The 24,670-nt window shown below is 40.3% G+C and carries 22 protein-coding genes; all 22 read left to right on the top strand.

Features of this window, described 5'->3' with window-relative positions; translation table 11 throughout:
- The first annotated feature begins 146 nt into the window (after positions 1 to 146).
- The 22 genes from ACH9UM_RS10020 (at position 147) to ACH9UM_RS09915 (ending at position 24,586) form a co-directional block, all read left to right on the top strand.
- Positions 147 to 1,130: a cation diffusion facilitator family transporter gene (locus ACH9UM_RS10020; protein ID WP_009243417.1), complete on the top strand. Its 984-nt coding sequence runs from the start codon at positions 147 to 149 to the stop codon at positions 1,128 to 1,130.
- Entirely contained in the window at positions 1,131 to 2,213 is a 1,083-nt protein-coding gene (locus tag ACH9UM_RS10015) for an FAD:protein FMN transferase (RefSeq protein ID WP_009243416.1), read from the top strand.
- A gap of 87 nt (positions 2,214 to 2,300) precedes the next feature.
- Positions 2,301 to 5,240, top strand: a complete 2,940-nt coding sequence (locus tag ACH9UM_RS10010) for an insulinase family protein (RefSeq protein ID WP_302358052.1) — start codon at positions 2,301 to 2,303, stop codon at positions 5,238 to 5,240.
- Between the two features lie 184 nt (positions 5,241 to 5,424).
- The gene (gene era / locus ACH9UM_RS10005; protein ID WP_004847048.1) at positions 5,425 to 6,321 is read left to right on the top strand and encodes a GTPase Era; all 897 of its coding nucleotides are present in this window, start codon (positions 5,425 to 5,427) and stop codon (positions 6,319 to 6,321) included.
- Between the two features lie 158 nt (positions 6,322 to 6,479).
- Positions 6,480 to 6,647 (top strand): hypothetical protein, encoded by a 168-nt coding sequence (locus ACH9UM_RS10000; protein ID WP_238095081.1) that lies wholly within the window; start codon positions 6,480 to 6,482, stop codon positions 6,645 to 6,647.
- Positions 6,589 to 7,329: a DNA repair protein RecO gene (recO, locus tag ACH9UM_RS09995; protein WP_238095080.1), complete on the top strand. Its 741-nt coding sequence runs from the start codon at positions 6,589 to 6,591 to the stop codon at positions 7,327 to 7,329. The genes ACH9UM_RS10000 and recO overlap by 59 nt, the downstream gene beginning before the upstream one ends.
- A 100-nt stretch (positions 7,330 to 7,429) precedes the next feature.
- Positions 7,430 to 8,089: a LytTR family DNA-binding domain-containing protein gene (locus ACH9UM_RS09990; RefSeq protein ID WP_004847076.1), complete on the top strand. Its 660-nt coding sequence runs from the start codon at positions 7,430 to 7,432 to the stop codon at positions 8,087 to 8,089.
- 57 nt (positions 8,090 to 8,146) lie between these two features.
- Positions 8,147 to 9,211 carry an ATP-binding protein gene (locus ACH9UM_RS09985; RefSeq protein WP_400091243.1) on the top strand — a complete coding sequence of 355 codons (1,065 nt, stop codon included), beginning with the start codon at positions 8,147 to 8,149 and terminating at the stop codon, positions 9,209 to 9,211.
- Positions 9,212 to 9,221: 10 nt separating this feature from the next.
- On the top strand, positions 9,222 to 9,791 hold the full coding sequence (locus tag ACH9UM_RS09980; protein ID WP_004847086.1) for an accessory gene regulator B family protein: 570 nt from the start codon (positions 9,222 to 9,224) through the stop codon (positions 9,789 to 9,791).
- Positions 9,788 to 11,185 (top strand): DUF3502 domain-containing protein, encoded by a 1,398-nt coding sequence (locus tag ACH9UM_RS09975; RefSeq protein WP_004847088.1) that lies wholly within the window; start codon positions 9,788 to 9,790, stop codon positions 11,183 to 11,185. Before ACH9UM_RS09980 ends, ACH9UM_RS09975 begins: the two co-directional genes overlap by 4 nt.
- 86 nt (positions 11,186 to 11,271) lie before the next feature.
- A complete protein-coding gene (locus ACH9UM_RS09970) occupies positions 11,272 to 11,622 on the top strand; it encodes a hypothetical protein (RefSeq protein ID WP_009243409.1) in 351 nt (116 codons plus the stop codon).
- Between the two features lie 254 nt (positions 11,623 to 11,876).
- Positions 11,877 to 12,158, top strand: coding sequence for a hypothetical protein (locus ACH9UM_RS09965; protein WP_400091239.1), 282 nt, complete (start codon positions 11,877 to 11,879; stop codon positions 12,156 to 12,158).
- 76 nt (positions 12,159 to 12,234) lie between these two features.
- On the top strand, positions 12,235 to 12,411 hold the full coding sequence (locus ACH9UM_RS09960; RefSeq protein WP_004847093.1) for a hypothetical protein: 177 nt from the start codon (positions 12,235 to 12,237) through the stop codon (positions 12,409 to 12,411).
- 22 nt (positions 12,412 to 12,433) lie between these two features.
- Positions 12,434 to 13,660, top strand: coding sequence for a hypothetical protein (locus tag ACH9UM_RS09955; RefSeq protein WP_004847095.1), 1,227 nt, complete (start codon positions 12,434 to 12,436; stop codon positions 13,658 to 13,660).
- A gap of 53 nt (positions 13,661 to 13,713) precedes the next feature.
- Positions 13,714 to 14,943, top strand: a complete 1,230-nt coding sequence (locus ACH9UM_RS09950; protein ID WP_004847096.1) for a hypothetical protein — start codon at positions 13,714 to 13,716, stop codon at positions 14,941 to 14,943.
- Between the two features lie 37 nt (positions 14,944 to 14,980).
- Positions 14,981 to 17,209, top strand: a complete 2,229-nt coding sequence (locus ACH9UM_RS09945) for an ABC transporter permease (protein ID WP_004847098.1) — start codon at positions 14,981 to 14,983, stop codon at positions 17,207 to 17,209.
- 5 nt (positions 17,210 to 17,214) lie between these two features.
- Complete coding sequence (locus tag ACH9UM_RS09940; RefSeq protein WP_004847099.1) at positions 17,215 to 18,126, top strand: ATP-binding cassette domain-containing protein; 912 nt, start codon at positions 17,215 to 17,217, stop codon at positions 18,124 to 18,126.
- Positions 18,098 to 18,973 carry a MurR/RpiR family transcriptional regulator gene (locus tag ACH9UM_RS09935; protein WP_004847101.1) on the top strand — a complete coding sequence of 292 codons (876 nt, stop codon included), beginning with the start codon at positions 18,098 to 18,100 and terminating at the stop codon, positions 18,971 to 18,973. The genes ACH9UM_RS09940 and ACH9UM_RS09935 overlap by 29 nt, the downstream gene beginning before the upstream one ends.
- A 141-nt stretch (positions 18,974 to 19,114) precedes the next feature.
- Positions 19,115 to 21,088, top strand: a complete 1,974-nt coding sequence (locus tag ACH9UM_RS09930) for a beta-glucoside-specific PTS transporter subunit IIABC (protein ID WP_009320951.1) — start codon at positions 19,115 to 19,117, stop codon at positions 21,086 to 21,088.
- 16 nt (positions 21,089 to 21,104) lie between these two features.
- Positions 21,105 to 22,532, top strand: coding sequence for a 6-phospho-beta-glucosidase (locus ACH9UM_RS09925; RefSeq protein WP_302163872.1), 1,428 nt, complete (start codon positions 21,105 to 21,107; stop codon positions 22,530 to 22,532).
- Positions 22,533 to 22,768: 236 nt separating this feature from the next.
- The gene (locus ACH9UM_RS09920) at positions 22,769 to 24,169 is read left to right on the top strand and encodes a glycine--tRNA ligase (protein WP_004847107.1); all 1,401 of its coding nucleotides are present in this window, start codon (positions 22,769 to 22,771) and stop codon (positions 24,167 to 24,169) included.
- Between the two features lie 18 nt (positions 24,170 to 24,187).
- Positions 24,188 to 24,586 carry a PaaI family thioesterase gene (locus tag ACH9UM_RS09915; protein WP_004847110.1) on the top strand — a complete coding sequence of 133 codons (399 nt, stop codon included), beginning with the start codon at positions 24,188 to 24,190 and terminating at the stop codon, positions 24,584 to 24,586.
- Positions 24,587 to 24,670 lie beyond the last annotated feature (84 nt).

Here is a 24,670-nt window from a genome sequence, read left to right as displayed (position 1 = left end):
AGGATTTGGGAAAAGGATCATGGAGAAGCGTCTGCATGGTCTTTTTTGCTTTCCGCTAAGAAATATAAAATCCCGGATATACAGAAGAGAGAATATGATGTAATATAGTATGGATATAGACTAAAGAAAAAGATAAAGGTGATTTTGTGAGAATCGGTAAAAAAAGTTCAAAAAGAGAGAAAAAGGCAATGTCTGTTTCGCTGTATGCGAACTTGATGTTTGTCGTAGTGGAGCTTGTAATGGCGATAGTGACAGGTTCACAGGCTGTTTTGCTGGATGGTGTATATGACGGAATCGAATTCGTTATGCTTCTTCCGTCTATCTTTTTAATACCGCTTTTATATAAGCCGAGTAACGAGAAATATCCGTTTGGGCATATGCAGATGGAGACTGTGTTTATCGTTGTAAAAGGAATAACAATGATCACTGTTACAGTCGGTTTGATCACGAACAGTATCAATATATTATTTCACGGCGGGCGGACAGTTGATTTTGGAGTTGTAGCGTGGTTTGAGCTGTTTGCTTGTGTTCTTGGCATAATAGTGACATTTTATCTGAAGAGGAAAAACAAAGCGATGAATTCCCCTCTTATTACAGTAGAGATGCAGGGGTGGAAGATGGATAGTATGCTTTCCCTCGGAATGACAGCCGTATTTTTCCTTCCGGTTTTCCTTCCGTTTAAAGGAGTAGGTCAATTAACTCCGTATTTGGACCCGTTTATCACGATCGTGCTGTCTATGATCATGCTTCCGATCCCGGTTAAAACGGTGTTTACCGGAATCAGGGATCTGTTGTTGATCTCTCCCGAGGAGGAAACAGTATCAGAGATCAAGCAGACGGTGGAACCGATCATACAGGAAAGTAATTGTGTGGATATTTATTATGACATTGTCAGAACGGGAAGAAAATTATGGATCAGCGCGTATATTAAATTGAACAAGGATGAGCTTTCCGTAAGGAAGTTTAAGATGCTGCAGACGAGATGCATTGCCGCCTTAAGTGAAAAATATACGGATTTTTATTTTGAGCTTCTTCCTGAAATCGAGCTTGATATGGAAGAACTGGAAGAACTGCAGGAAAAGCAGGAAAAACAACAAATGGAAAATAAAAACGGGCGGGAGGATAAATAATTGAAGAAAAAGAGAGGAATTCTATTCGGAGTCGTTTTTATTTGCGTATTGTTTTTTGTAATCGTATTTTTTGTGAGGAACAAAGAATCTGCCGAACCCGTCAGCAAAAGTGATTTTAAATTGAATACTGTTGTGACTGTTACAATTTATGATTTAGAAGAAAAAGAGAAAAAGCCGGATGACAAAGATAAAAGAAATGAAAAGGGAATACATAGAGAAGAAAAGGATGCGGAAGAGATTATAGATAAAGCGTTAAAGCTTTGTGACAAATATGAAAAGATATTCAGCCGTACGCTTCCTGAAAGTGAGATTTATGCGTTGAATCACGGAACGCTTCCGATGGAAGACGGATATTATCTTTTATCCGAAGAGTGCGCGGCGTTGATCGAAAAGGGGTTGTATTATAGTGAACTTTCCGGTGGAGCGTTTGATATTACGATCGAACCTGTTTCTTCTTTATGGGATTTTACTTCAGGGGAAAAGATCGTGCCGGATGCAGAGACAATCGCGGAAAAGCAGGCATGTGTAGGCTATGAAGATGTGGAGCTTAAAGGAAATAAACTACGTTTTAAAAAAGAGGGAATGGGAATTGAGCTTGGAGCTGTCGCAAAAGGATATATTGCAGATAAAGTGAAAGAATATCTTGTATCGGAAGGTGTGAAAAGCGCAGTTATCGATCTTGGAGGAAATGTGTTATGTGTCGGAGAAAAACCGGATGGGAAGCCGTTTAAAATCGGAATCCAGAAGCCGTTTGCCGATCGGAGCGAAACAGTGTCAGCCGTAGAAATTGCAGGTACGTCTGTTGTTTCCTCAGGCATATATGAAAGATATTTTGAAAAAGACGGGAAACTGTATCACCATATATTAGATCCGGCAACCGGATATCCGTATGAAAACGGACTCGTGTCCGTAACTGTTTTATCTGAAGAGTCGGCGGACGGTGACGGATTAAGTACGGCATGTTTTGCGCTAGGATTAGAAAAAGGATTAGAACTGATCGAACAGACACCGGATACAGAAGCGATGTTTATAACAGAGGATGGAGAAATGCATTTTAGCAAAGGTTTTGTTTATTGTGGCTAACGCTACTGTTTCACTTATAACCGGGCGCTCATCTCATACAGATGTCCGCCTGCATAAAAGAAAAAGAGATATGAAGGAGAGAAAAAAATGAGTATATGTGATTTAAAGTCTTATGAAATTGTACAAAGCAGAGATTTATCTGATCTGAGTTCAAAAGGAACGCTTCTGCGTCATAAGAAGAGCGGAGCAAGAGTTCTTCTTATGGAAAATGATGATGAAAATAAAGTGTTTGCCATCGGTTTTCGTACACCGCCGTCAGACAGTACAGGAGTACCTCATATTATGGAGCATTCTGTATTGTGCGGATCAAGAGAGTTTCCGGTAAAAGATCCTTTTGTAGAGCTTGTAAAAGGATCGCTTAATACATTTTTAAATGCGATGACTTATCCTGACAAGACAGTTTATCCTGTAGCAAGCTGCAATGATAAAGACTTTCAGAATCTTATGCATGTCTACATGGACGCGGTATTTTATCCGAATATTTACGAGCAGGATAAAACGTTTCGTCAGGAAGGATGGAGCTATAAACTGGATGCACCGGATGAGGAACTGCAGCTGTCGGGAGTTGTATACAATGAGATGAAAGGTGCGTTTTCTTCACCTGAAGGGGTGCTTGACCGTGTGATTTTGAATTCTCTGTTTCCGGATACATCGTATGCAAATGAATCCGGCGGCGATCCGGAAGTGATTCCTGATCTGACGTATGAACAGTTTCTTGATTTCCACAGGAAATATTATCATCCGTCAAACAGCTATATTTATCTGTATGGCGATATGGATATGGAAGAAAAACTGAACTGGCTTGATGAAAAGTATTTGTCTGATTTTGATGAGATTGAGGTTGATTCGGAGATTAAATATCAGAAGCCGTTTTCACAAATGCAGGAGATTGTTCAGGAATATTCTATAGCAAGCGATGAAAGCGAAGAGGATAACACTTATCTTTCTTATAATAAAGTGATTGGAACTTCCTTAGATGAAAAGCTCTATCTTGCATTTCAGATTTTAGACTATGCGCTTTTGTCTGCTCCGGGAGCGCCGCTGAAAAAAGCGCTTCTTGATGCGGGAATCGGAAAAGATATTATGGGATCATATGATAATGGAGTTTATCAGCCGATTTTTTCTGTTATTTCTAAAAATGCAAATATGGAGCAGAAGGAAGCGTTTGTGGAAGTGATTGAAAATACGCTGCGAAATATTGCAGAAGGCGGAATTGATAAAAAAGCATTGCAGGCTGGACTGAATTATTATGAGTTCCGTTTCAGAGAGGCGGACTTCGGAAGTTATCCGAGAGGATTGATGTACGGACTTCAGTTGTTCGATAGCTGGCTTTATGATGAAGAAAAACCGTTTATTCATATGGAGGCGATTCCGACATTTGAGTTTTTGAAAAGTCAGATCGAAACAGGTTATTTTGAGCAGTTGATCCGAGAGTATCTTTTGGAGAATCCGCACGGGGCAATAGTAATTATCCGACCGGAGAAGGGAAGGACTGCGAGAATGGATCGGGAGCTTGCAGAGAAACTGCAGGCGTATAAAGAAAGTCTGTCCGAAGAAGAGATTGAGAAACTTGTGCAGGATACAAAAGATCTGGAAGCGTATCAGGAAGAAGAATCTGCGCCGGAAGATCTGGCGAAGATTCCGGTGCTTAGAAGAGAAGATATTTCCCCGGAAATTGCGCCTGTCTATAATACAGAGATGGAGATCGACTCAGTGAAAACGATCTATCATAATGTTGAGACAAACGGAATCGGGTATGTAACGCTTATGTTCGATCTTTCTGCGGTCAAGGAAGAAGATCTTCCGTATGTCGGCATTTTGCAAAGTGTCCTCGGCATTATCGATACAGAAAATTACGAGTATGGAGAGTTGTTTAATGAGATCAATATCCATACAGGCGGAATTGGAACATCGCTTGAATTATATGCAGATGCGCAGAAAGTAAAGGAAAAGGAATTCAAAGCGACATTTGAAATGAAAGGAAAATCACTGTATCCGAAGATGGACGTTCTTTTCTCTATGATGCGGGAAATACTGACTTGTTCTAAGCTTGACGATGAGAAACGCTTAAAAGAGATTCTTGCGATGCTCAAATCACGCCTTAGTATGTCGTTCTTGTCATCGGGACATACGACTGCCGCTTTGCGTGCGTTGTCATATACATCGCCGCTTGCAAAATTTAAAGACGATACAGACGGAATCGGATTTTACGAAGTAGTAAAGGAAATCGAAGAAAACTTTGACGACCATAAAGAAGAATTGATCTGTCGGTTAAAAGCAATTTCAAAACAGATCTTTTGCGCAGATAATATGATGGTCAGCTATACTTCGGCAAAAGAAGGACTTGCCTATATGGAAAATGCATTTGCGGCTGTATCAAAACAGCTAAACGACGCAGATGAGGTACAGGCAGAAGCGAAAGAAAACAGATGCATCATTCATTGTAAAAAAAGAAACGAAGGATTTAAAACATCTTCAAAAGTACAGTACGTTGCAAGAGTCGGCAATTTCATTGACGGCGGAGAAGAATATACAGGAGCGCTTCAGATCTTGAAAGTGATTTTAAGCTACGATTATTTGTGGCAAAACGTCCGTGTGAAAGGCGGAGCTTATGGATGCATGAGTAATTTTAACCGGATCGGAGAAGGTTATCTGATTTCGTACCGCGATCCGAATCTTGAGAAAACGATGGAGATTTACGAAGGCGTTGTAGATTATCTCGAAAATTTTAATGTAGACGACAGAGATATGAATAAATTTATTATCGGAACGATCAGTAATATCGACCGCCCGATGAATCCCGCCGCAAAAGGAAGCCGTTCTATGAACCTGTATATGAGCCGCGTGACAGAGGAAATGATCCGCCGGGAAAGAGAGCAGATCCTTTCGGCAGATCAAAAAGATATCCGAGCGCTTGCAAAAATATTAAAAGCGGTGCTTGACGCAGATCAGATCTGCGTGATCGGAAGCGAGGAAAAGATCGAAGAACAAAAAGAGATGTTTATGGAGATCAGAACATTAAGCTAAGAAGTATGACAGAACAGCGAAAAAGAGAATGATGAAGCGGTCGGATGACCGGATAAAGGAAATACAAGGAAAACGAAGAAGATAAGATTAAAAACAATAAGGAAGATAAAGAGAAGCGCAGAAGGCTTGCAGTGAGAATAAAAAGATAGGATGAGAAAGAGTAAGCGCGGGAAAGGATATTGATATGAGAGAAGATTTTAAATCAGGGTTTGTAACTTTGATCGGAAGACCGAACGTAGGAAAGTCAACATTAATGAATCATTTGATCGGACAAAAGATCGCGATTACATCGAATAAACCGCAGACGACGAGAAATCGTATCCAGACGGTTTTAACGACAGAGGAAGGCCAGATTGTTTTTGTGGATACTCCGGGTATCCACAAAGCAAAAAATAAGCTTGGAGAATATATGGTAAATATTGCAGAGCGTTCTTTGAACGAAGTTGACGTTGTGCTTTGGCTTGTCGAGCCGTCTGCTTTTATCGGGGCAGGAGACCGTCATATTATCGAACAGCTTAAGAAAGTGAAAACTCCGGTTATTCTTGTTATTAATAAGATTGATATGGTGAAAAAAGAAGAGATACTGACATTTATCGATGCATACAGAAAAGAATATGATTTTGCAGAGATCGTGCCTGTATCGGCAAGATCGGGAGATAATACAGATGAGCTTATAAAAGTGATTTTAAAATATCTGCCGTACGGACCGCAGTTTTACGATGAAGATACTGTCACAGATCAGCCGGAACGTCAGATCGTGGCAGAACTGATCAGGGAAAAAGCGCTTCACTGTCTGAATGAAGAAATTCCTCACGGAATCGCGGTGGCGATCGATCGGATGAAGGCAGAACGAAGAGTAATGCATATCGACGCGACGATCATATGTGAAAGAGATTCTCATAAAGGAATTATTATCGGAAAACAGGGAAGTATGCTGAAAAAGATCGGCAGTACCGCGCGTTACGAGATCGAGAGAATGCTCGGATGTAAAGTGAATTTGAAACTGTGGGTAAAAGTACAGAAAAACTGGCGCGACAGCGATTATCTTATGAAAAATTTCGGATACAGAGAGGACGAGTAATATCAACGCAGCGGTGATCGCATCGAAAAATTTTCTATAACAAAAATTTTCTACAACAAAAATTTCACATGAATAAAAATGGTATTTTTTATACAGTATGACCTTCTTTTCTGTCGGGGAAACTATTCTTAAAGATCACGGAAGAAGAGGTGGAACAGATGAAAGAAGAATACTGGGAATTATTTATGACATCAGGAAAGATCGATGATTATTTGAATTATAAAAACAGCCGGAAAGCAGATGGAAGCTCCGGCAGAAAGGAACGGCGTGAATCAGATTATACTGACAGGGATAGTACTCTCTACGATGCCGGTCGGCGAGTATGACCGGCGTGTTGTAATACTTACAAAAGAACAGGGAAAGATCTCGGCGTTTGCACGGGGGGCAAGACGCCCGAACAGTCCGCTTGTCGGTGCGCTCAACCCGTTTTCTTTCGGAACGTTTACGATGTATGAGGGGAGGACGTCTTACACGATACAGTCGGCAAGTATTTCTAATTATTTTGCCGAGCTGAGAGGCGACATTATCGGAGCATATTACGGTTTTTATTTTCTGGAATTTACAGATTACTATACGAAAGAATTCAATGATGAGCGGGAAATGTTAAAACTTCTTTATCAGACGCTTCGGGCGCTGACAAATCCGCATATTCCAAACATGCTTATCCGTTACATATTTGAATTGAAAGCGTTGACGATCAACGGACAGGCGCCGCAGGTATTTCAGTGTATGACTTGCGGAAATAAAGAAAGACATGCCGTGTTCAGCGCGGTGAAAGGCGGACTTGTGTGCAGCGAATGTATGAAAGACGTGCGGGACGGGATGAGTCTGGATCCTTCGACTTTGTATAGTATGCAATATATAGAAACAAGTACGATTGAGAAATTATATACGTTTAATGTGACAGAAAAAGTATTGACAGAACTTGGAAATGTGATGAGCCGGATGACGGATATATATGTCGGAAAGCATTTTAAATCACTGGAAATATTAGAGACTCTTATTTGATGTGGTGTATTTCAGGACAGGGATTGTGCTTAGATTTCAGAAGTCTGAGACAAAAACGTGAAAGAAAATAATAAAGGAAGAGAAGAAAGCGTAAGGTCAAATGAGAATAGCGATATGTGAAGATGAAGAATTTATACAAAATTCGATTGAAAAAAATGTAGAGAAGTGTTTAGAAATAACAGGGATGGCAGGAAAATGTGAATGCTTCGTGTCTGCCGAAGAATTGCTTGAGAAAGGAAATATGCCATATGCACTGTATATTCTTGACGTTGAGATGAAGAAGCTGAGCGGACTGGAACTGGCAGAACATATCCGAACAGAGGATAGAAATGCAGTGATCATTTTTATGACAAATCATAGTGAGATGATGCAGAAAGCATTCGACGTGCAGGCGTTTCAGTATCTGGTGAAACCGATCGATTCTGATACTGCGCACAATGTGATTATGCGCGCTCTGCGGATCATCCGGGAAAAAAGAAATTATATCCGCTTTACAAACAAATTGAAAGATATGATTTTTTATTATGATGAGGTTGAGTGCATCGAAAGCCGCAGAAGAAAAATCATCGTACATACAGAAAAAAGAGATTATGAGTTTTACGGAAGTTTGAGTCAGATTGAAGAAGATATAAAAGGATCTATGTTTGTGAGAGTACATAATTCATATCTTGTTAATTTGGAAAAATTAAGGGAAGTGGAGCGTGAATCAGTTACCCTTCGTTCGGGATTGAAAGTGCCGATTACAAGGACTTATAAGTAGGAGTTCAACAAAGCATATCAAAAATTTATTCTGATGAGCAAAGGGGGAAGAGAATAGATGATGGAATATGTATGGAGTACAATCGATTTTTTAGTAATGTATTTGTTTGCTTTGTGCTTTTTCAAACCGAGGAGACGGATAGGAAAGCGAATTGATTTCATAATATTAATTGTAGTGGCGGTAATGGCATCTTTTATCAATGATTATTTTGCCAATTCGGATATTAATTTAGTGGTGACAATTATTTTTATCGTAGTTGTACTTGGATTTTTTGAAGGAAATTGGAAGAGGAAATTATTTGTAGGAAGTTCTTTTTTTGCATTTATAATTACGATTGAAGGAATTGTTGCATTGAGTATAGGATATTTTTTTCATATTGAGGCATCCGAAATGCCGAAATTGGACAGTGATATTACGCAGTTTTTCCAACGCTTTCTTACAGAACTGCGACTGATCCTCGTGCTTGTCCTATATTTTTTCAGCAGGCGCAAGAAAAATGCGCCGGAGAGAAAGGTACAGAAAAGCTTTTTGATTATTCCGATATTAAGCGCTGTTTTGATTATTTATCTTCATGAGGCGCAGATTATGAGGGATTCGATTGATCTGATTTTTAGTTGGATAGTGACAATTATCGTCATCGTGATCAATATTATCACTTATATTCTTTTCCGAAAACAGGAGCAATATCATATCGCAGAAGGGGAGATGAAAAATCAGTTAAAAGAATATGAATATCAAAAGCTTCATTACGAACAGGTCGAGCAGCATCAGCAGGAAATCCGAAAGATTCGGCATGATATGAAAAATCAGATCGCAGGAATATACGGATATCTTGAAAAAGGAGAAATTGAAGAGGGAAAGCGGGAAGTTTGCAGTATCTTGAATCAATTAGAAAAGGCAGAGCAGAAATTATTTACTGCGAACGCAGTTGTGAACGGAATCTTGAATATGAAGTATGTAGAGATTGAAGCAAAGCAGATTGAAGCAAAGTTAGATGTAAAATTGCCGGAGATACTGGGAATTACAGGAACGGATTTAGGAGTGTTGTTCGGAAATATATTGGATAATGCAATCGAAGCATATGGTATCTTTATCAAGAAGAAATTCCGAAAGATGCAGTGAAATTGAAAAAATGAAAAACAAAAGAGAAGATCGGTTTGAAGCAATCGTCGATCAGTTTGTAAAAAATGATCTGATTGCACAAGAGGAGTATTCTTATTATTTATATGGGGTGAAACATTTAGAAGTTTTAATCATGACAACAGGCGGAGTATTATTGAGTGGCATATTGTTAAAGGAGATATTGTTTACAGTCGTATTTCTAATTACATTTTCACTATTAAGAATCGGATGGCAAGGGATACATGCGAAAACGAAAATAAGATGTTTCTGTTATTCGTTACTGTTATTTTTAAGTGGAATCTATGTAAAAAAACAGGTAGTTCGTTCGATTGATCTTTTTAGTCAGGCAGTGTTTATGGGAAGTATGTTGATAATTTTGCTTTTGACTGCATTGTGGAAGTATAAAATCGACGGGAAATTAAATGAGTTAAAAAGATGTTTTTGGATATTAGGCGGTGTCAGTTTAGCGATAGTGCTTGACATTTTTGTAAAAAGTGAGGCTGTTATGTGTGGGATTGGATATTCTTGTTTCGCAATGATTTTGCTTTGGTTTATTAGTATGGTGAGGACAAAGGAATGAAAAAGAGAAGAATTATAATAGCAGTTATAAGTATTATTGTAGTTGCGGCGATGGTGTTATTCGATATGTTGTATATGAAAAAGGATAAAAAAGAGGAATTGCCACAAGAAGAAAAGAAAGTTGAGGAAATTGTGTGGATTACAGAGTCTTCTATTGAGGGAGTACAAAGTGAGATGGAAGAGGCGTTGAATGCGTTGTTGAAAAAACGTGGATGTGAATATAAAGTACGATTCGTATGCTTTCCAATGGAAACATATGAGGAAGATGTTGCAGAATATTTAGAGAACAATTCTGCTGATATTATTTACAGCAATTTGCGCGTCGTAGGAGATGACAGTAATCAGTATTATTCATTCTATAAAAACGGATATTTGCAAAATTTAGAAAAAATCAGAGAAGATGAAAAATTTTATGATGCGTATTCGGAAAAAACATGGGAGCATATGGAAATTAACGGCGAAATCTATGGGATTCCATCATATAGTTATGAGGGAAACGGTTTGTATTATGTGTTTAATCAACAATATTTGGATAAATATAATGTAGACATATCGCAGGTTACAGGAGATTTGCAGACATTGTATCCGATTTTGACGGAACTGTCGGAAAAAGAAAAAGATAACAAAGCGTTCGTGCCGCTACATTCTTATGAATATATGATTTATGCTCCTGAATATACAGAGATTTTAGATACAATCAGGGTAAAAGAAGGTATGGAAAAACCGATTGCAGAGAATTTACTGAATAATGAACAGGTGAAAGAATCCGTGTTGCTTCTTAACGAATTTCATAAAAATGGATTGCTGAAGGAGGGATCGGCAAATACGTTGGCAAATGGTAATTTCTTCGTGATGCTTATGTATGCAGATGATCCAGAGTTACTTCAAGAATATTTTGATACAATCTGCGAGGAAAATAATAAAAAACCACTCTCCTTAAAGTATGTAAAGATAGGAGAGCATTATCCCCCGCATAGAACAGGCGGAATGAACAGTGTGTTAAAAGGTGGAAACACAGAGAAAGCAATCGACCTTTTGAAAAGGACAGTTACAGATGAAGAAATCAGTAATCTTTTGAAATATGGAACAGAAGAGATGGAAGAAACACCGGCGATGCTTCAATGGATGTTTGGGAACGATCAGTGGAGCAAGGAGAAAAATGCAGTGAAAGAATCTTTAATCGCAGGAATTCAATTCGATGGAAGAGTTTACAAAGAACAGATAGATCAGCTTTCACAAATATATTACAGCTATTCAGAATTGTTCCGAGGTCTGTCAGAAAATCCGCAGGAAGATTATGAAAAAATGATGCAGGAAATGGAAGCGGCAGGAATTAACGCGATAACAGAAGAAGTAAATAATCAGTTGGATCAGTGGTATAACACGGTTCGATAAGAGGATTTGAAATTATTTTCGGGGCGTACGACCGAAAATGATCATAAATGAACAAAAAGAAAAAGATTAAAAAGGAGGACAAGAACATGACTAAGAGAATGAAACGAATTGCGGCATTGTTGACATGCGGGTTGGTGTTGGCAAGTGGAACAAGTGTGTATGCGGGAAATGCAGAAGGAACGCTTTTAGGGTATCCGATTTCACTAGAAGTATCAGTTAGAAAAGCGTCTGCGATGACGGCTGGAAGTTATCCGAAAACAACTATTTATCCTTATCGTTATGCTACAGGTGGAAGTGCAAACCAACTGATTCCAATGACAGCGGTTTCTGGGGGCGGTACGGCGAGCGTTTATGCTCCTGATGGATGGGATATTGGAAAGGCAGAAAGTTTGCATGAAAATGGTGGTGTCAAAGCATATTTAGTAGCATATCCATAAATTAAATTTAAAAATTTTTAGGCACAGGTATTTAGGCGCAGCTCTTAATATATAGTTGGGTATAAAAAATGATTAAAAATTAAATATTCAGGCTGTTTTATAGTAAAATGCATAGCTTTGATTTATAATTAACAGAGAGATCTGGTTAAAAGACTTAAGGTGAAAAAGACTATAAAACAGCCTTACAATTAATAATATGGGATGTTCGCGAAGATGGAATTCTATTTCATTTAGTGGATGAAAAAGAGGGGGACGTGTTTTGGAAAGAATCAAAAAGTGGAGAAATAAAAAGACTTTACTTGGAAGAAAATTTGCCGAAAAAGAATTCTAGATTGAATAGTTTTATGTTTGGAACGGAAGACGGAATTGGTTTTTCTTATTTGCAATCTTTAGATTCGGATAATATCGAATGGTATGGATATATTAGCTGGGAAGATTTACTAGCCGGAAAGAATAATATAAAGACACTCGTTGAAACAAAATTTACGGGTGGGGGAAAACCGCTTGATGAGGAGGGAAATGTGATCGGAGAATAATATAAAAGTATTTATTGAACCCAAGTTGCCAGATTTAGGTTATCTATTGGATGAAAAGGAAGGAGAGAACAAAGTCATGAAGAAGAAGCATTTATTAGGAGTAATTCTATTTTTCTGTGTTGTTTTAGCTACGATAATTTTTGCTTTAGATCGCATGGATGTTATATCCGAAGGAGTGGCGCTTTTTATTAATGTATCACTCATGGCATTGTATTGGTGTATTGCAAGCATCCTAAACAAGGACCCAAAATAGTAATCAGGGGGGAAATACCATTATGAAAAGAAGACATTTTATATCATTTGTATTCGTACTAATTTTATGTATTGGTATGATCGGATGTGGGAAAGAAAAGAAAACTACCGCATCTGATAAGTTTCAATCTGATTATATGGAAATAGGAGTTGGCACGACAGTAGAGAAAGGATATTTTGGCGTTATAAACGGATTATTGTATTATGTGGATTTTGAAACAATGAATGCAGTACCGATCTGCAACAAGCCGGATTGTCGTCATATATCGTGGATGGAGGATCGTAATACGAAGTGCAATGCGGCAAATACTGATATTTGGAACTTATTTCCTTATAAAGGAAAACTATACGGTTTTCGGTCTCTTGCTGATGGCGGAAGTGAATTGGTTGTATCTGATTTGGACGGAAGCAACTGGAAATCAAAAGGAATGTTTATTAAGGCAGAAGAAAGTTTTCACGAAGGTGTTGTAGTGAAAGATCAGATGTTTTATCTGAAAGATGTGGCGTTAAGAGAGGAAGAGGCGGCAGAACCGGAGTTGGAAACGGTAATGTGTATGTTGGATTTAGATACAATGAAGTCAAGAGAGATTTGCAGAGAACGAGGCACTTTTTCTATTCAATTTCTAGGAGGAACGAAAGATTATCAGATTTATTCAGTAAAAGGGGAGGATGGGGTTACCTGTTATCAGTTTGATTACAAGAAAGAGGTATCGAAAGAAATTTCTCTGTACGATATCCCCGGAAGGATTATAGGGGCAGATGAAACGGGATTTTATTATAATAGTGGGATCGATTATCCGTCAGCTGTGTATAGGTATCATTTTGAAACAGGAGAAAATGAGGTTTTCGTAAGCAAAGAGGAAGCGAAAGCTGCATATGGAAAAGATGTATTTTCTCTTAGTCTGTGGGATGTCCGTGAAGAAGGAATTTTGTTTAAGATATGGTACGGAGAAGATCAAAGATTGTTTTTGAAGGAAGCAGACAGTGGAAAGTTGAGACAACTTTCGCTGTCAGAAGAATTATTAAAAGAAGACTTTGTTTTAAACGGAATGTTGTTTAAAAACGAGGAAGGACTGGGATTTGAGTATACGCAGTATTTAGATATGGATCAGATTAACTGGTATGGATACATCAGTTGGGAAGATTTGCTAAGCGATGAGAACAATGTAAAAGTACTTATCGAACCGAGGATGACAAGCCGAGGTTATCCGCTGGATGAGGATGGAAATGTGATCGGGGCACAAGAATGAGAATGTGAGAATTAACTGTTAAGCGTTAAGCGTGTGAGCAGGGGAGAACGGATATGAAAAAGAAACTATTAGCAGGAACAGTCTTGAGTATTTGTCTTTTATCGTCAGGGTTGTCGGCTTGTTCATCAGAGGATAAGACGGAAAAACCATCTTCCGAGAATCAGCTTCAATCTGATTACATGGAAGTAGACGGTATTCTGACGAAAACGGAGAAGGGGAGTTTTTCGGTACATGACGGATTGATGTATTTTACGGATTATGAGACACAGACAAGTATACCGGTATGCGGAAAGCCGAACTGCCGCCATTTATCAGTATATGAAGATGAAAAGACGACATGCAATGCAGTTTGTTCTTCTTCGTATATGTTTCCGTATAAAGAGAAACTATATCGGATCGAGAGTGTAGATAATCGAGAAGGTAAGTTGATCGCTTCACATATGGATGGGAGTAACCCGAAAACAGTCGGTACGTTTTCTTCGGGAGATATGTTAGAATCGGCAGTGATTTTAAATGAGAATATGTACTATACCTACTGTGAATTACAAAATAAAATCCTGGCGGAACAGGAAGACGGACAGGCGCAAAGCGGACAGGCAATGGGATCAAATTGTTCGTTGAATCGTCTGAATCTTGACACGTTGGAGCAGACGGAAATTGTAAAGCTGGAAGATGTAAGCCATATTCTTATGCTTGGAGGAACGAAAGAGTATCAAGTGTGTGCTGTAGTGAAAGATGACGGAGTACAATATAACTTATTTGATTATGAGAGCGGAACATTGACTGAAATCTCGTTGAATACCGTTGATTATCAGCGTGTTGAAGTGACGCAGGATGGGAAGGGTTTCTATTATATCGGTGATGAAGGAAAGTCTCTCTATTGCTATCATATTGATTCAAAGGAAAATGAAAAAATTGTTCAGGCGGAAGAAGTTGGCGCTGAAAAAGTCACTGTAGAAGGTGTAAGTGAAGAAGGAATTTTGTTTCGGGCATTTCCGGAAAATGAATTATATGTAAAAAATGAGGAAGGAATCAGTAATCTGAAGCTGTCAGACCGACTTCCGACAGATCAGGCGTGGCTTAGTGGAATTAACGATATAACGAAAGACGGAGTTTATTTTACATATCAGGAAAAATATATCGGCGAAAAAGAAATTGAAGGAGATCTTCTCATGTACGACGCCTATATTGAGAAAGAAGATCTGTTTGGGAAAACAGGTGAAATGAAAGTGATTTATACGCCGAGAGTTTCTTCGGCGGGGAATATTGTAACTGAAGAGTAAGAGAAACAAAAAAACCTTGCCGGAGGGGAGGGATCGGATGAAATCTGTAATGTATGAATGGAAAAAGTTTCGTGCATTCCGCTATTTTTGGTTTTTGTGCTCGGTGTTTTTTCTTTTTAATATTTGGACGCTGTCTGAAAAAATGAAGATGGAGATGTACGATGCAGGAGCGGTGAAACAGATTTACGCAGATTTGAAGGCACAGCCGGAAGAAAAGCGTAAAGAGTGGATCGAGAAGCTTCCGGAAAAGAAAGTTCCTGTTTATACGGGGAATGAATATGCAGAAGAGATGTTGTACAACAAAATCTTTCAGGAGTACAGACAGGTCAACCGATACGACAAATATCTTGAGGAGATCAAGGAAAAAAGCGCGAGTATGTCCAGCGCTATTTTCTCGAATGAAGGAACGTTTGCTTATCGAAATGCACAGATTACCCCGGATGCGTATGAGAAACTGAAAGGACTGAAACTAAAGAGTGATGTATCGGACGGAGTGATCTTTGCCACAGAAGCAGAATTTACAGATCTTTGCATCGTTTTTATGCTTGCGGTGACAGTGTATTTTCTTGTGTTGGATGAAAAGAAAAATAAACTATATCCTTTGCTGAGATCCTGTTATCGAGGGAGAGGCTCTGTGATCGGGGCAAAGCTGACAGTGGCGGCATGTGTGACGGCGCTGCTCGTTCTTCTGTTTTACGGAGTCGATTATCTTTATGCGTGGCAGAAATATGGCTTTGGTGACCTCTCTCGTCCGATCCAGTCGGTAACTACGATGTACGAAAGTCCGTATATGATGTCCGTAGGAATGTTTTTATTTTTATATCTGATCGTCAAGATGGCAGTCTGCTATGTGATCATATTAGGAATGATATGGATTGCTCAAAAATCAGAGACACCGTCCGGCGCAATGATCGGAATCGGAGCGGTCGGAATTGCAGAGTATATGCTGTCTGCATTTCTTCCGTCGGTGTCTTATGCGGACGTGTTCAAATACGTTAATCTGGCGGAATATATGAAAGTGTATCCGCTGTTTTCTAAATACCATAATTTAGACTTTTTTGACAATCCGGTCAATGCGATGACTGTATTTCGGATTGTTCTTCCGGTAGTACTTGTTCTTTTTGTTTTGGGAAATGTGCGGAGGTTTTTCCGATGTGCCAAAACAAAGAGAAGATGGAGAAGGGAGAGAAAAAACAGCAGTCGGATCGGTTTTATTTCGGATAAATTATATTTTTACGAAAGTGTGAAATGTCTTTTCTCAAACCGTGCGATATGGGTATGTATCGCGGTCATGTACGGCGCCGTTCTTGTCGGGAATTCTATTCCGACATACAGGGATATCAAGGAAGAATACTATAAGTTTTATATGACCGATCAGCAGGGAAAGATGACAGAAGAAAAAGTGGAATACTTCAATGAGGAGCGCAAACGATTTGAAGAGATCTATTCTATGACTCCGGAAAATTCAGATCTGACTGCCGTTGAGATTGTTCAGAAGCAGGAAGAAAACAAGTATGCTCATGAAGGATTTTCCGAGGCGTACAGTCAGGTGATGTACATTATGTCAAATAATCAGGGAAAGGGAGTCAATGAACAGGAGTTGGTTTATGAAAAAGGCTATCAGCTTTTGTTCGGAGATAAGGCGGTGAAGGAACGTCTGATCGGGATTCTTTTATGTGTGATCGCTGCGGTGTACAGCGCATCCGGCGTTCTCGGAACGGAATATGATCTGAAAGTAATGAACCTGCTTCGCAGTACGAAGCGGGGGCGGAAAGAATTATTTTTAAAAAAGCTTGGCGTGTCATTCGGAATTACAGCGGTGATCTTTGTTTTAGTCAAGATTCCGGCGATATTAAAAGTTGTCGGGGAGTATCCGCTGGAATGTTGGGGCGCAAAGGTGCGTTCGATGATGTTTGCGGGACAGTCGGTTATAAATTGTTCGATCTTCGGATACGTTTTGATGCTGATGATTATGCAGCTTGTGACATTGTTTGTCATTGTATTTAGTACGATGGCATTGTCCGTCGTTTTGAAAGACTCTACGATGACGATGATACTTTCGCTTCTTTTGTTCGGCGGTCCGCTGCTCATTGAATGGGGCGGAGTTCCGATCGTACATTATCTTAGTCTGAACAGTCTTTTGGACGGGCATCAGATTTTACAAGGAAACTGGCTTGTACTTATTTTGGAAATCGTGATCTTTTGGGGAGCGCTTTCATTTGCGGCAGGATATGTTTTATATCGTGCTTATGAGAACAGGAGGTAGCAGGGATGGAAATTAAGATTCGGGAATTATGTAAAAGCTATGGGAAGAAAAAAGCCCTGCAAAATTTTGACGCGACGTTTGAAAACGGAATTTATGGCATACTCGGACCAAACGGGGCAGGGAAGAGCACGCTGATGAATATATTGACAGATAACCTCCTTCGGGATTCGGGGAGAATATTGTGCGGCGGAAAAGATATTTTGAAATGGGGCGCGGCTTACAGAAAATCGCTCGGATATATGCCACAGCAGCAACAGTTGTACGAAACGTTTACAGTGACTGAATTTCTCGCTTATATGGGAACGCTGAAAGGAATGAAGAAAAAGGAAATCCGCGCTCGGATGGAGCTTTTATTTCCTTTGTTAAATCTTGACAAGGTGAAACGTAAAAAGATCAAGGAACTGTCAGGAGGAATGAAACAGAGAGTGCTTCTTTTGCAGGCGCTTTTAAACGATCCGAAGATATTGATCCTCGATGAGCCGACGGCGGGATTAGACCCGAAAGAACGTATCCGCATCCGTAATCTTATTTCGGATTTGAGTCAGGATCGGATCGTTTTGATCGCAACTCATGTTGTATCAGATATCGAATTCATTTCCAAAGAAATTCTTCTGATGAAAAACGGACGGCTGATCGATAAGGCAAGTCCCGAACAATTACAGGCAAAGATTCAGGGAAAAGTGTTTGAAATGAGTGTAGGGCAGCAGGAGCTGGAAGAAGTGAAAGAAAAGTTTGAAATAAGTAATCTGTTCCGAAAAGACGGACAGATTATCGTTCGCGTAGTGACACAGAAGCGTCCGGAAGGGTATGATGAGATCAGGGAAGCCGCTCCGACATTGGAGGACGTTTACTTGTATGAATTTGAGGTGAAGGGAGCTATGCACAATAATGCTGTTAGAAAAATTGCAGGAACATAAAAATTTTACGGCTCATGAAAAAGATGTAGCGGAGTATATTTTAAGTCATTTAGATCAGATTTCGGAACTGTCGGCAGGAGAACTGGCGAAAGCGTCTTACACGAGTAAGGCAACAGTCGTGAGGCTGAGTCAAAAGCTTGGGTTAAATGGTTTTCAAGATTTGAAAATTACTCTTACTGCCGAGATCAATCAAAAAAAGCGGATCGATCAACTGCTTGCAAACGAGCCGGTGACTGCCGAAAGTACATATGACGATATCGTAAAAACACTTCCGGCGCTCTATGATAAAGCGGTGACGAATACAAGACTTTCTTTAGATAAAAACAGTATGAAACGGATCAGTCAAGTATTGCAAAAAGCAGAGTGCATCGATATTTACGGAACAGGGATCAGTTATATACTTGCACAGTCGGCGGCGTTTAAAATCAGTACGCTCGGGTTGGAATGCTCGGCATACGAAAGTATTAATTCTCACTATCTGGCGGCGCGTAAGCACAAGAAAAACATTGCTTTTTTGATCAGTCTGACAGGATCAAATCATACGGTGATCTGTATGGCAAAATATTTAAGGGAGGCGACAGAAACTTATGTGGTCGGAATTGCAGGTCCTTATCATACAGAACTTAAGAAATGGTGTCATGAGATTGTGGAGATTCCGAACAGGGACGCGCTGCTAAGCCTGGATGTGATTACTTCTTTTTCGGGAGCGACTTATATTCTTGATATTTTTTTCGCGCTTCTGTTGTCAAAGCGATATGAAGAACATGCAAGATCCTCTATGGAAATGTTGAATCATTTAAGTCTGCTTTGGGATGAAACGTATCATACAAAAGAGAAAAATGAGTAAATTTGGACCGCTGTTTCAAAAAGCAGCGGTTCTTTTTCATGATTTTTGAAACGCTGAAACAATCCGGCTTGTGCGAATTGTATGAAAGAAAGACATATGTTATTTTCTAACTATCAAAAAACAGTTATAGGAGGAAAAGAAATGGGAAAGTATGAGACGCTGGCAAAAGATATCGTAAAAAATGTCGGCGGAAAAGAAAACGTAACAGGACTTGTTCACTGTATCACAAGACTTCGATTTACGTTAAAGGATGAAAGTATCGCAAAAGACGATGTTCTGAAAAAGATGGACGGGGTTGTGACTGTAATGAAAAGCGGCGGTCAGTATCAGGTTGTGATCGGAAATCATGTGCCGGAAGTATTTGAAGATGTGATGGCGCTGCTCGATTTGAACGAGAATAAAGCGTCTGCGGAAACAAAGAAATCAGGGAAGCTCCTGGATCGTGCCATCGATGTAGTGTCCGGTATTTTTCAGCCTATTTTAGGGATCATGGCTGCCTGCGGAATGCTGAAAGGTCTGAACACATTATTCGTTACACTTGGATTGTATTCTGCCGATTGCGGAGGATATATGATTATCAATGCGGCAGGCGATGCGTTGTTTACCTTTTTGCCGCTGTTCCTTGGATATACAGCAGCTAAGAAATTTCAGTTAAAACCGATGCTCGGTCTTGCAATCGGAGCGGCAATGTGCTATCCGGGTATCCAGTTATCTGCATTGTCGGCAGGAGCAGAGGCTGTAACGACCGTTTTGGAAGGAACGCTGTTCCAATCTCCGGTATATATAGACTTTTTCGGAATTCCGGTCATTTCGGTAGATTATACGGGAACGGTGATCCCGGTCATACTGACTGTATGGTTTGCGTCGAAGTGTGAAAAATTATTTAATCGGTTTGTGCCGGATCTTGTAAAGTTTTTCTTTGTGCCGATGCTGACTTTACTTGTAACTCTTCCGGTTGCAATGATCTTCCTCGGACCGGTCGCAACCTTTGGATCTACGCTGATCTCTGAATTTACGCTTATGATCAGGGAATTTAGTCCGCTTCTTGCAGGCGCGGTCGTAGGATTTACATGGCAGATTTTGGTAATCTTCGGAATGCACTGGGGATTTATTCCGGTTTATATTAATAATGTGCAGACGTTGGGATACGACAATGTTATGATGCCGTTTTTCGCCTGTACATTCGCTACATCGGCAGTAGTGCTTGCGATGTTTTTCAAAACAAAAGATAAAAAGATAAAAGAGATGGCGATTCCGAATTTTATTTCCGGTATTTTCGGTGTAACAGAACCGGCGATCTACGGTATGCTTCTTCCGCTAAAAAAACCGTTTATCATAAGCTGTATTGCAGGAGGAATCGGCGGAGCATTTTACGGACATTTTAATTTCCGTAAATTCATTCTCGGTGGCATGGGAATTTTTGAACTTCCGAATATGATCAATCCTGACGGAACAAACGGAAATATTATCGTAGCATTTATCGGAATTGCAATATCCATGGTTGTCGGTTTTGTTCTCACGATGATCTTTTACCACGATGAGAAGACCGGAAAAACGGGCGAAATTGATATGAAAAAGAATAGAGAGAAAGAAGATAAGATCGGTAAGATTGAGAAGTTTGATAAGAATGAATCGGATAAGATTGACAGGAAAGAAAGGAAAACAGAGAAAATAAGCAGTCCGTTGAAGGGAGAAGTTATAGCGCTTTCAGATGTTCAGGACGAAGCTTTTTCATCGGGAGCGCTTGGACTTGGAGCGGCAGTTGACCCGAAAGAAGGAGTTTTGTATGCACCGGCAGACGGAACAATCTCTGTGTTTTTTCCGACAGGTCATGCAATCGGGATGACAACGGACGACGGAGTGGAATTGCTGATCCATGTCGGAATGGATACGGTACAGTTGGAAGGAAAGGGATTCCGTCCATTCGCCAAAGAAGGAGATCGCGTAACGAAAGGACAGAAGCTTTTAGAATTTGATATGGAACTGATTTGTAAGGAAGGGTACTCTCTTGTCACTCCGGTTCTTATTACAAATACAGATGAATTTTCAGATATTTCAATTACAAGTGAATGTCATATAGATCCGCAATCGATCTTGATGACAGTTACTCGATAGGAAAGGATTGTTGCGTATGAAAGAACAGTTTTTGTGGGGCGGAGCAACAGCGGCAAATCAGTTTGAAGGAAGCTGGGATAAAGATGGAAGAGGGACTGCACTCGTTGATGTGATCCCTCACGGAGAGAATCGTCAGGCTGTCATGGATGGAACGTTCGATTATAGGAAACTTCCGAAGGAATCTTATTTTCCGGGAAGAAAAGCGGTCAACGGTTTTGAAAATTATAAAGAAGACATTGCGCTTTTAAAAGAACTGGGATGTAAATGTTACCGTTTCTCAATTTCATGGTCGAGGATTTTTCCGACCGGAGAGGAATCACAGCCGAATGAGAATGGATTGAATCATTATGAGAATGTGATCGATGAGCTGAATAAGTATGGAATTGAACCGATCATAACAATCTGTCATTTTGATATTCCGCTGGCTCTTATAGAGAAGTATGGTTCATGGAAAAGCCGCGAAGTGATCGATTGTTATCTTCGTTACTGTGAAGCTTTGTTTCACCGTTTCGGGAAAAAAGTCCGGTATTGGATTACATTTAATGAAATTAATATGCTGATGCATCTGCCGTTTATGGGAGCAGGTATTCGTCTGGAAGAAGATGAGAATCCAATGGAAGTAAAATATCAGGCAGCTCATCATGAACTTGTTGCTTCTGCACTGGCTGTGAAAATGGCGCATGAGATATGCCCGGGCTCACAGGTCGGATGTATGCTTGCGGCGGGAGACGTCTATCCGTATAGCTGTGATCCGAAAGACGTATGGGCAAGCGTGGAAAAGAACAGAGAAAATTACTTTTTTACAGACATACAAGTCAGGGGAAATTATCCTTCTTATGCTGAAAAATTATTTGAACGGGAAAATATTCGGCTGAAGATGAAGGAGAATGATCTTGAAATCTTAAAAGAGAATACGGTTGATTTTGTTTCGCTTTCGTATTATAACAGCCGCTGTGTGAGAGCGGACGGAAAAGGCGAAGCCGCAGGGGGAAACGTGTTTGCTTCTGCGAAAAACCCGCATCTTACCAACAGTCAGTGGGGATGGCCGATCGATCCTCTCGGACTGAGGATTACGTTAAACACGCTGTACGACAGATATCAAAAACCATTGTTTATTGTGGAAAACGGACTTGGAGCGAAAGATACGCCGGATGAGAACGGGTTTGTTGATGATGATTATAGAATAGAATATCTTTCTTCCCATGTGAAAGCAATGATGGATGCAGTGGAAAAGGACGGTGTAGATCTGATCGGGTATACTGCATGGGGGTGGATCGATCTGGTCAGTGCAACGACCGGAGAGATGTCGAAAAGATATGGGATGGTTTATGTGGACCTGGACGACTTCGGAAAAGGAACGGGAAAACGGATTCCGAAAAAATCGTTTTATTGGTATAAAAATGTGATAGAGAGCAATGGAGATTGTCTGCGCGATGATGCTTGAAAAATAAGGTCGCACAAGTTATAATGAATACCATCGAGAATAAAAAGTAATAGTTCAGCCTGCGCCATTCGTAAAACCGCACTGCGTGCTTACTGTAGCTGCCGCTACTGTTTTACTCATAAAAAGGCGTTAAGCACATACAGATGTCCGCTTGCAAAAACATGCAGGCATGTTTTCTGCTTCCCGTACATCTGTATGGCTGAACTGTTACAATAAAAAATGTGAGGAGCATAAAAATGGTTGAAAAGACAATGGATAAAATCGTGGCGCTTGCAAAATCAAGAGGATTCGTATATCCGGGATCAGAGATTTACGGCGGTCTGGCGAATACATGGGATTACGGCAATCTCGGTGTAGAACTGAAAAACAATGTAAAAAAAGCATGGTGGAAGAAGTTTGTACAGGAGAACCCATACAATGTCGGTGTCGACTGCGCGATCCTTATGAACCCGCAGACTTGGGTGGCTTCCGGTCATCTCGGAGGTTTCAGCGATCCGCTTATGGATTGTAAAGAATGTCATGAGCGTTTCCGCGCGGATAAATTGATCGAAGATTTCTGCGAAGAAAAAGGAATTGAACTGGAAGGTTCTGTGGACGGATGGTCTCAGGAAGAGATGACGGCATTTATCGAAGAGCATCAGATTCCGTGTCCGACATGCGGAAAACATAATTTTACAGATATCCGTCAGTTCAACCTGATGTTCAAAACATTCCAGGGAGTTACAGAAGATGCGAAGAATACGGTTTATCTCAGACCGGAGACGGCGCAGGGAATTTTCGTAAACTTTAAAAACGTACAGCGTACATCAAGAAAGAAACTTCCGTTTGGTATCGCTCAGATCGGAAAATCTTTCAGAAACGAGATCACACCGGGTAACTTTACATTCCGTACGAGAGAGTTTGAGCAGATGGAGCTTGAGTTCTTCTGCAAACCGGATACAGATTTGGAATGGTTTGATTATTGGAAAAACTTCTGTCTGAACTGGCTGTCTGAACTCGGACTGAAAGAAGACGAAGTACGTTACCGTGACCATGATGCGGAAGAGTTGTCTTTCTACAGTAAAGCGACGACAGACGTAGAGTTCTTGTTCCCGTTTGGATGGGGAGAACTTTGGGGAATCGCAGACCGTACAGACTATGACCTGACACAGCATCAGAATGTATCGGGACAGGATCTTACTTATTTTGACGATGAAGCGAAAGAAAAGTACATTCCGTATGTAATTGAGCCGTCACTTGGCGCAGACCGTATGGTATTGGCGTTCCTTTGCAGTGCATATGACGAAGAGAATATCGGAACAGAAGAGAAACCGGATATGCGTACCGTTCTTCATTTCCATCCGGCGCTTGCTCCGGTTAAGATCGGCGTTCTTCCGCTGTCTAAGAAATTGAATGAAGGCGCGGAGAAAGTATTTGCACAGTTGAGCAAATATTATAACTGCGAGTTTGACGATCGTGGAAATATCGGAAAGAGATATCGCCGTCAGGATGAGATCGGTACTCCGTTCTGTGTAACATATGACTTTGATTCGGAAGAAGACGGAGCTGTTACAGTGCGTGATCGTGATACGATGGAGCAGGAGAGAGTGAAGATCGAAGATTTGAAAGCATACTTCGAGAAAAAATTTGAGTGGTAAGAAGGAAGCAAAGGAACAATGAAACCATCAGAAGAAATCGTCCGTTTTTTTGAGAAAGATCGGTTTGCGGCAGAGACCGGGGCGGTGATAGACGAGATAGACGACCGCTATGCGAGATGCAGTCTGACATTAGAGGCAAAACATAAGAATGCGCTTGGGGCAGTAATGGGAGGCGTTTATTTTACACTTGCCGATTTTGCGTTTGCAGTTGCTTCAAACTGGCAGGGCGATACAATGGTATCATTGAACTCACAGATTGCTTATCTTGGAGCGGCAAAAGGGAATATGTTGATTGCAGAAGCAGTCTGTTTAAAAGACGGCAGGACAACGGCGTATTATGAGATTCGTATCAAGGATGAACTCGGGAATACGGCGGCAGTCGTGAGCACGACAGGTTACAAGCTTACGAAATTGTGAAGAACAGCCGTCGGGTAAAACTTTTTAAAGAATAAAGAGAAAAAATAAAAATTTCCGCGTGGAGAAGATCCATGCGGAAATTTT

Origin of the sequence: Mediterraneibacter torques (assembly GCF_044591705.1) — a bacterium.
GTDB lineage: Bacteria > Bacillota > Clostridia > Lachnospirales > Lachnospiraceae > Mediterraneibacter > Mediterraneibacter torques.
Note: the sequence above shows the minus strand (reverse complement) of the source record. Positions and strands in the feature narration are given on the sequence as shown.

What these genes read in the sequence shown, in the direction of transcription:
- ACH9UM_RS10010 (WP_302358052.1), top strand. Translation starts at nt 2,301, where the DNA reads ATGAGTATATGTGATTTAAAGTCTTATGAAATTGTACAAAGCAGAGAT.
- era (WP_004847048.1), top strand. Translation starts at nt 5,425, where the DNA reads ATGAGAGAAGATTTTAAATCAGGGTTTGTAACTTTGATCGGAAGACCG.
- ACH9UM_RS10000 (WP_238095081.1), top strand. Translation starts at nt 6,480, where the DNA reads ATGAAAGAAGAATACTGGGAATTATTTATGACATCAGGAAAGATCGAT.
- ACH9UM_RS09990 (WP_004847076.1), top strand. Translation starts at nt 7,430, where the DNA reads ATGAGAATAGCGATATGTGAAGATGAAGAATTTATACAAAATTCGATT.
- ACH9UM_RS09985 (WP_400091243.1), top strand. Translation starts at nt 8,147, where the DNA reads ATGATGGAATATGTATGGAGTACAATCGATTTTTTAGTAATGTATTTG.
- ACH9UM_RS09980 (WP_004847086.1), top strand. Translation starts at nt 9,222, where the DNA reads ATGAAAAACAAAAGAGAAGATCGGTTTGAAGCAATCGTCGATCAGTTT.
- ACH9UM_RS09975 (WP_004847088.1), top strand. Translation starts at nt 9,788, where the DNA reads ATGAAAAAGAGAAGAATTATAATAGCAGTTATAAGTATTATTGTAGTT.
- ACH9UM_RS09970 (WP_009243409.1), top strand. Translation starts at nt 11,272, where the DNA reads ATGACTAAGAGAATGAAACGAATTGCGGCATTGTTGACATGCGGGTTG.
- ACH9UM_RS09960 (WP_004847093.1), top strand. Translation starts at nt 12,235, where the DNA reads ATGAAGAAGAAGCATTTATTAGGAGTAATTCTATTTTTCTGTGTTGTT.
- ACH9UM_RS09955 (WP_004847095.1), top strand. Translation starts at nt 12,434, where the DNA reads ATGAAAAGAAGACATTTTATATCATTTGTATTCGTACTAATTTTATGT.
- ACH9UM_RS09950 (WP_004847096.1), top strand. Translation starts at nt 13,714, where the DNA reads ATGAAAAAGAAACTATTAGCAGGAACAGTCTTGAGTATTTGTCTTTTA.
- ACH9UM_RS09945 (WP_004847098.1), top strand. Translation starts at nt 14,981, where the DNA reads ATGAAATCTGTAATGTATGAATGGAAAAAGTTTCGTGCATTCCGCTAT.
- ACH9UM_RS09940 (WP_004847099.1), top strand. Translation starts at nt 17,215, where the DNA reads ATGGAAATTAAGATTCGGGAATTATGTAAAAGCTATGGGAAGAAAAAA.
- ACH9UM_RS09935 (WP_004847101.1), top strand. Translation starts at nt 18,098, where the DNA reads ATGCTGTTAGAAAAATTGCAGGAACATAAAAATTTTACGGCTCATGAA.
- ACH9UM_RS09930 (WP_009320951.1), top strand. Translation starts at nt 19,115, where the DNA reads ATGGGAAAGTATGAGACGCTGGCAAAAGATATCGTAAAAAATGTCGGC.
- ACH9UM_RS09925 (WP_302163872.1), top strand. Translation starts at nt 21,105, where the DNA reads ATGAAAGAACAGTTTTTGTGGGGCGGAGCAACAGCGGCAAATCAGTTT.
- ACH9UM_RS09920 (WP_004847107.1), top strand. Translation starts at nt 22,769, where the DNA reads ATGGTTGAAAAGACAATGGATAAAATCGTGGCGCTTGCAAAATCAAGA.
- ACH9UM_RS09915 (WP_004847110.1), top strand. Translation starts at nt 24,188, where the DNA reads ATGAAACCATCAGAAGAAATCGTCCGTTTTTTTGAGAAAGATCGGTTT.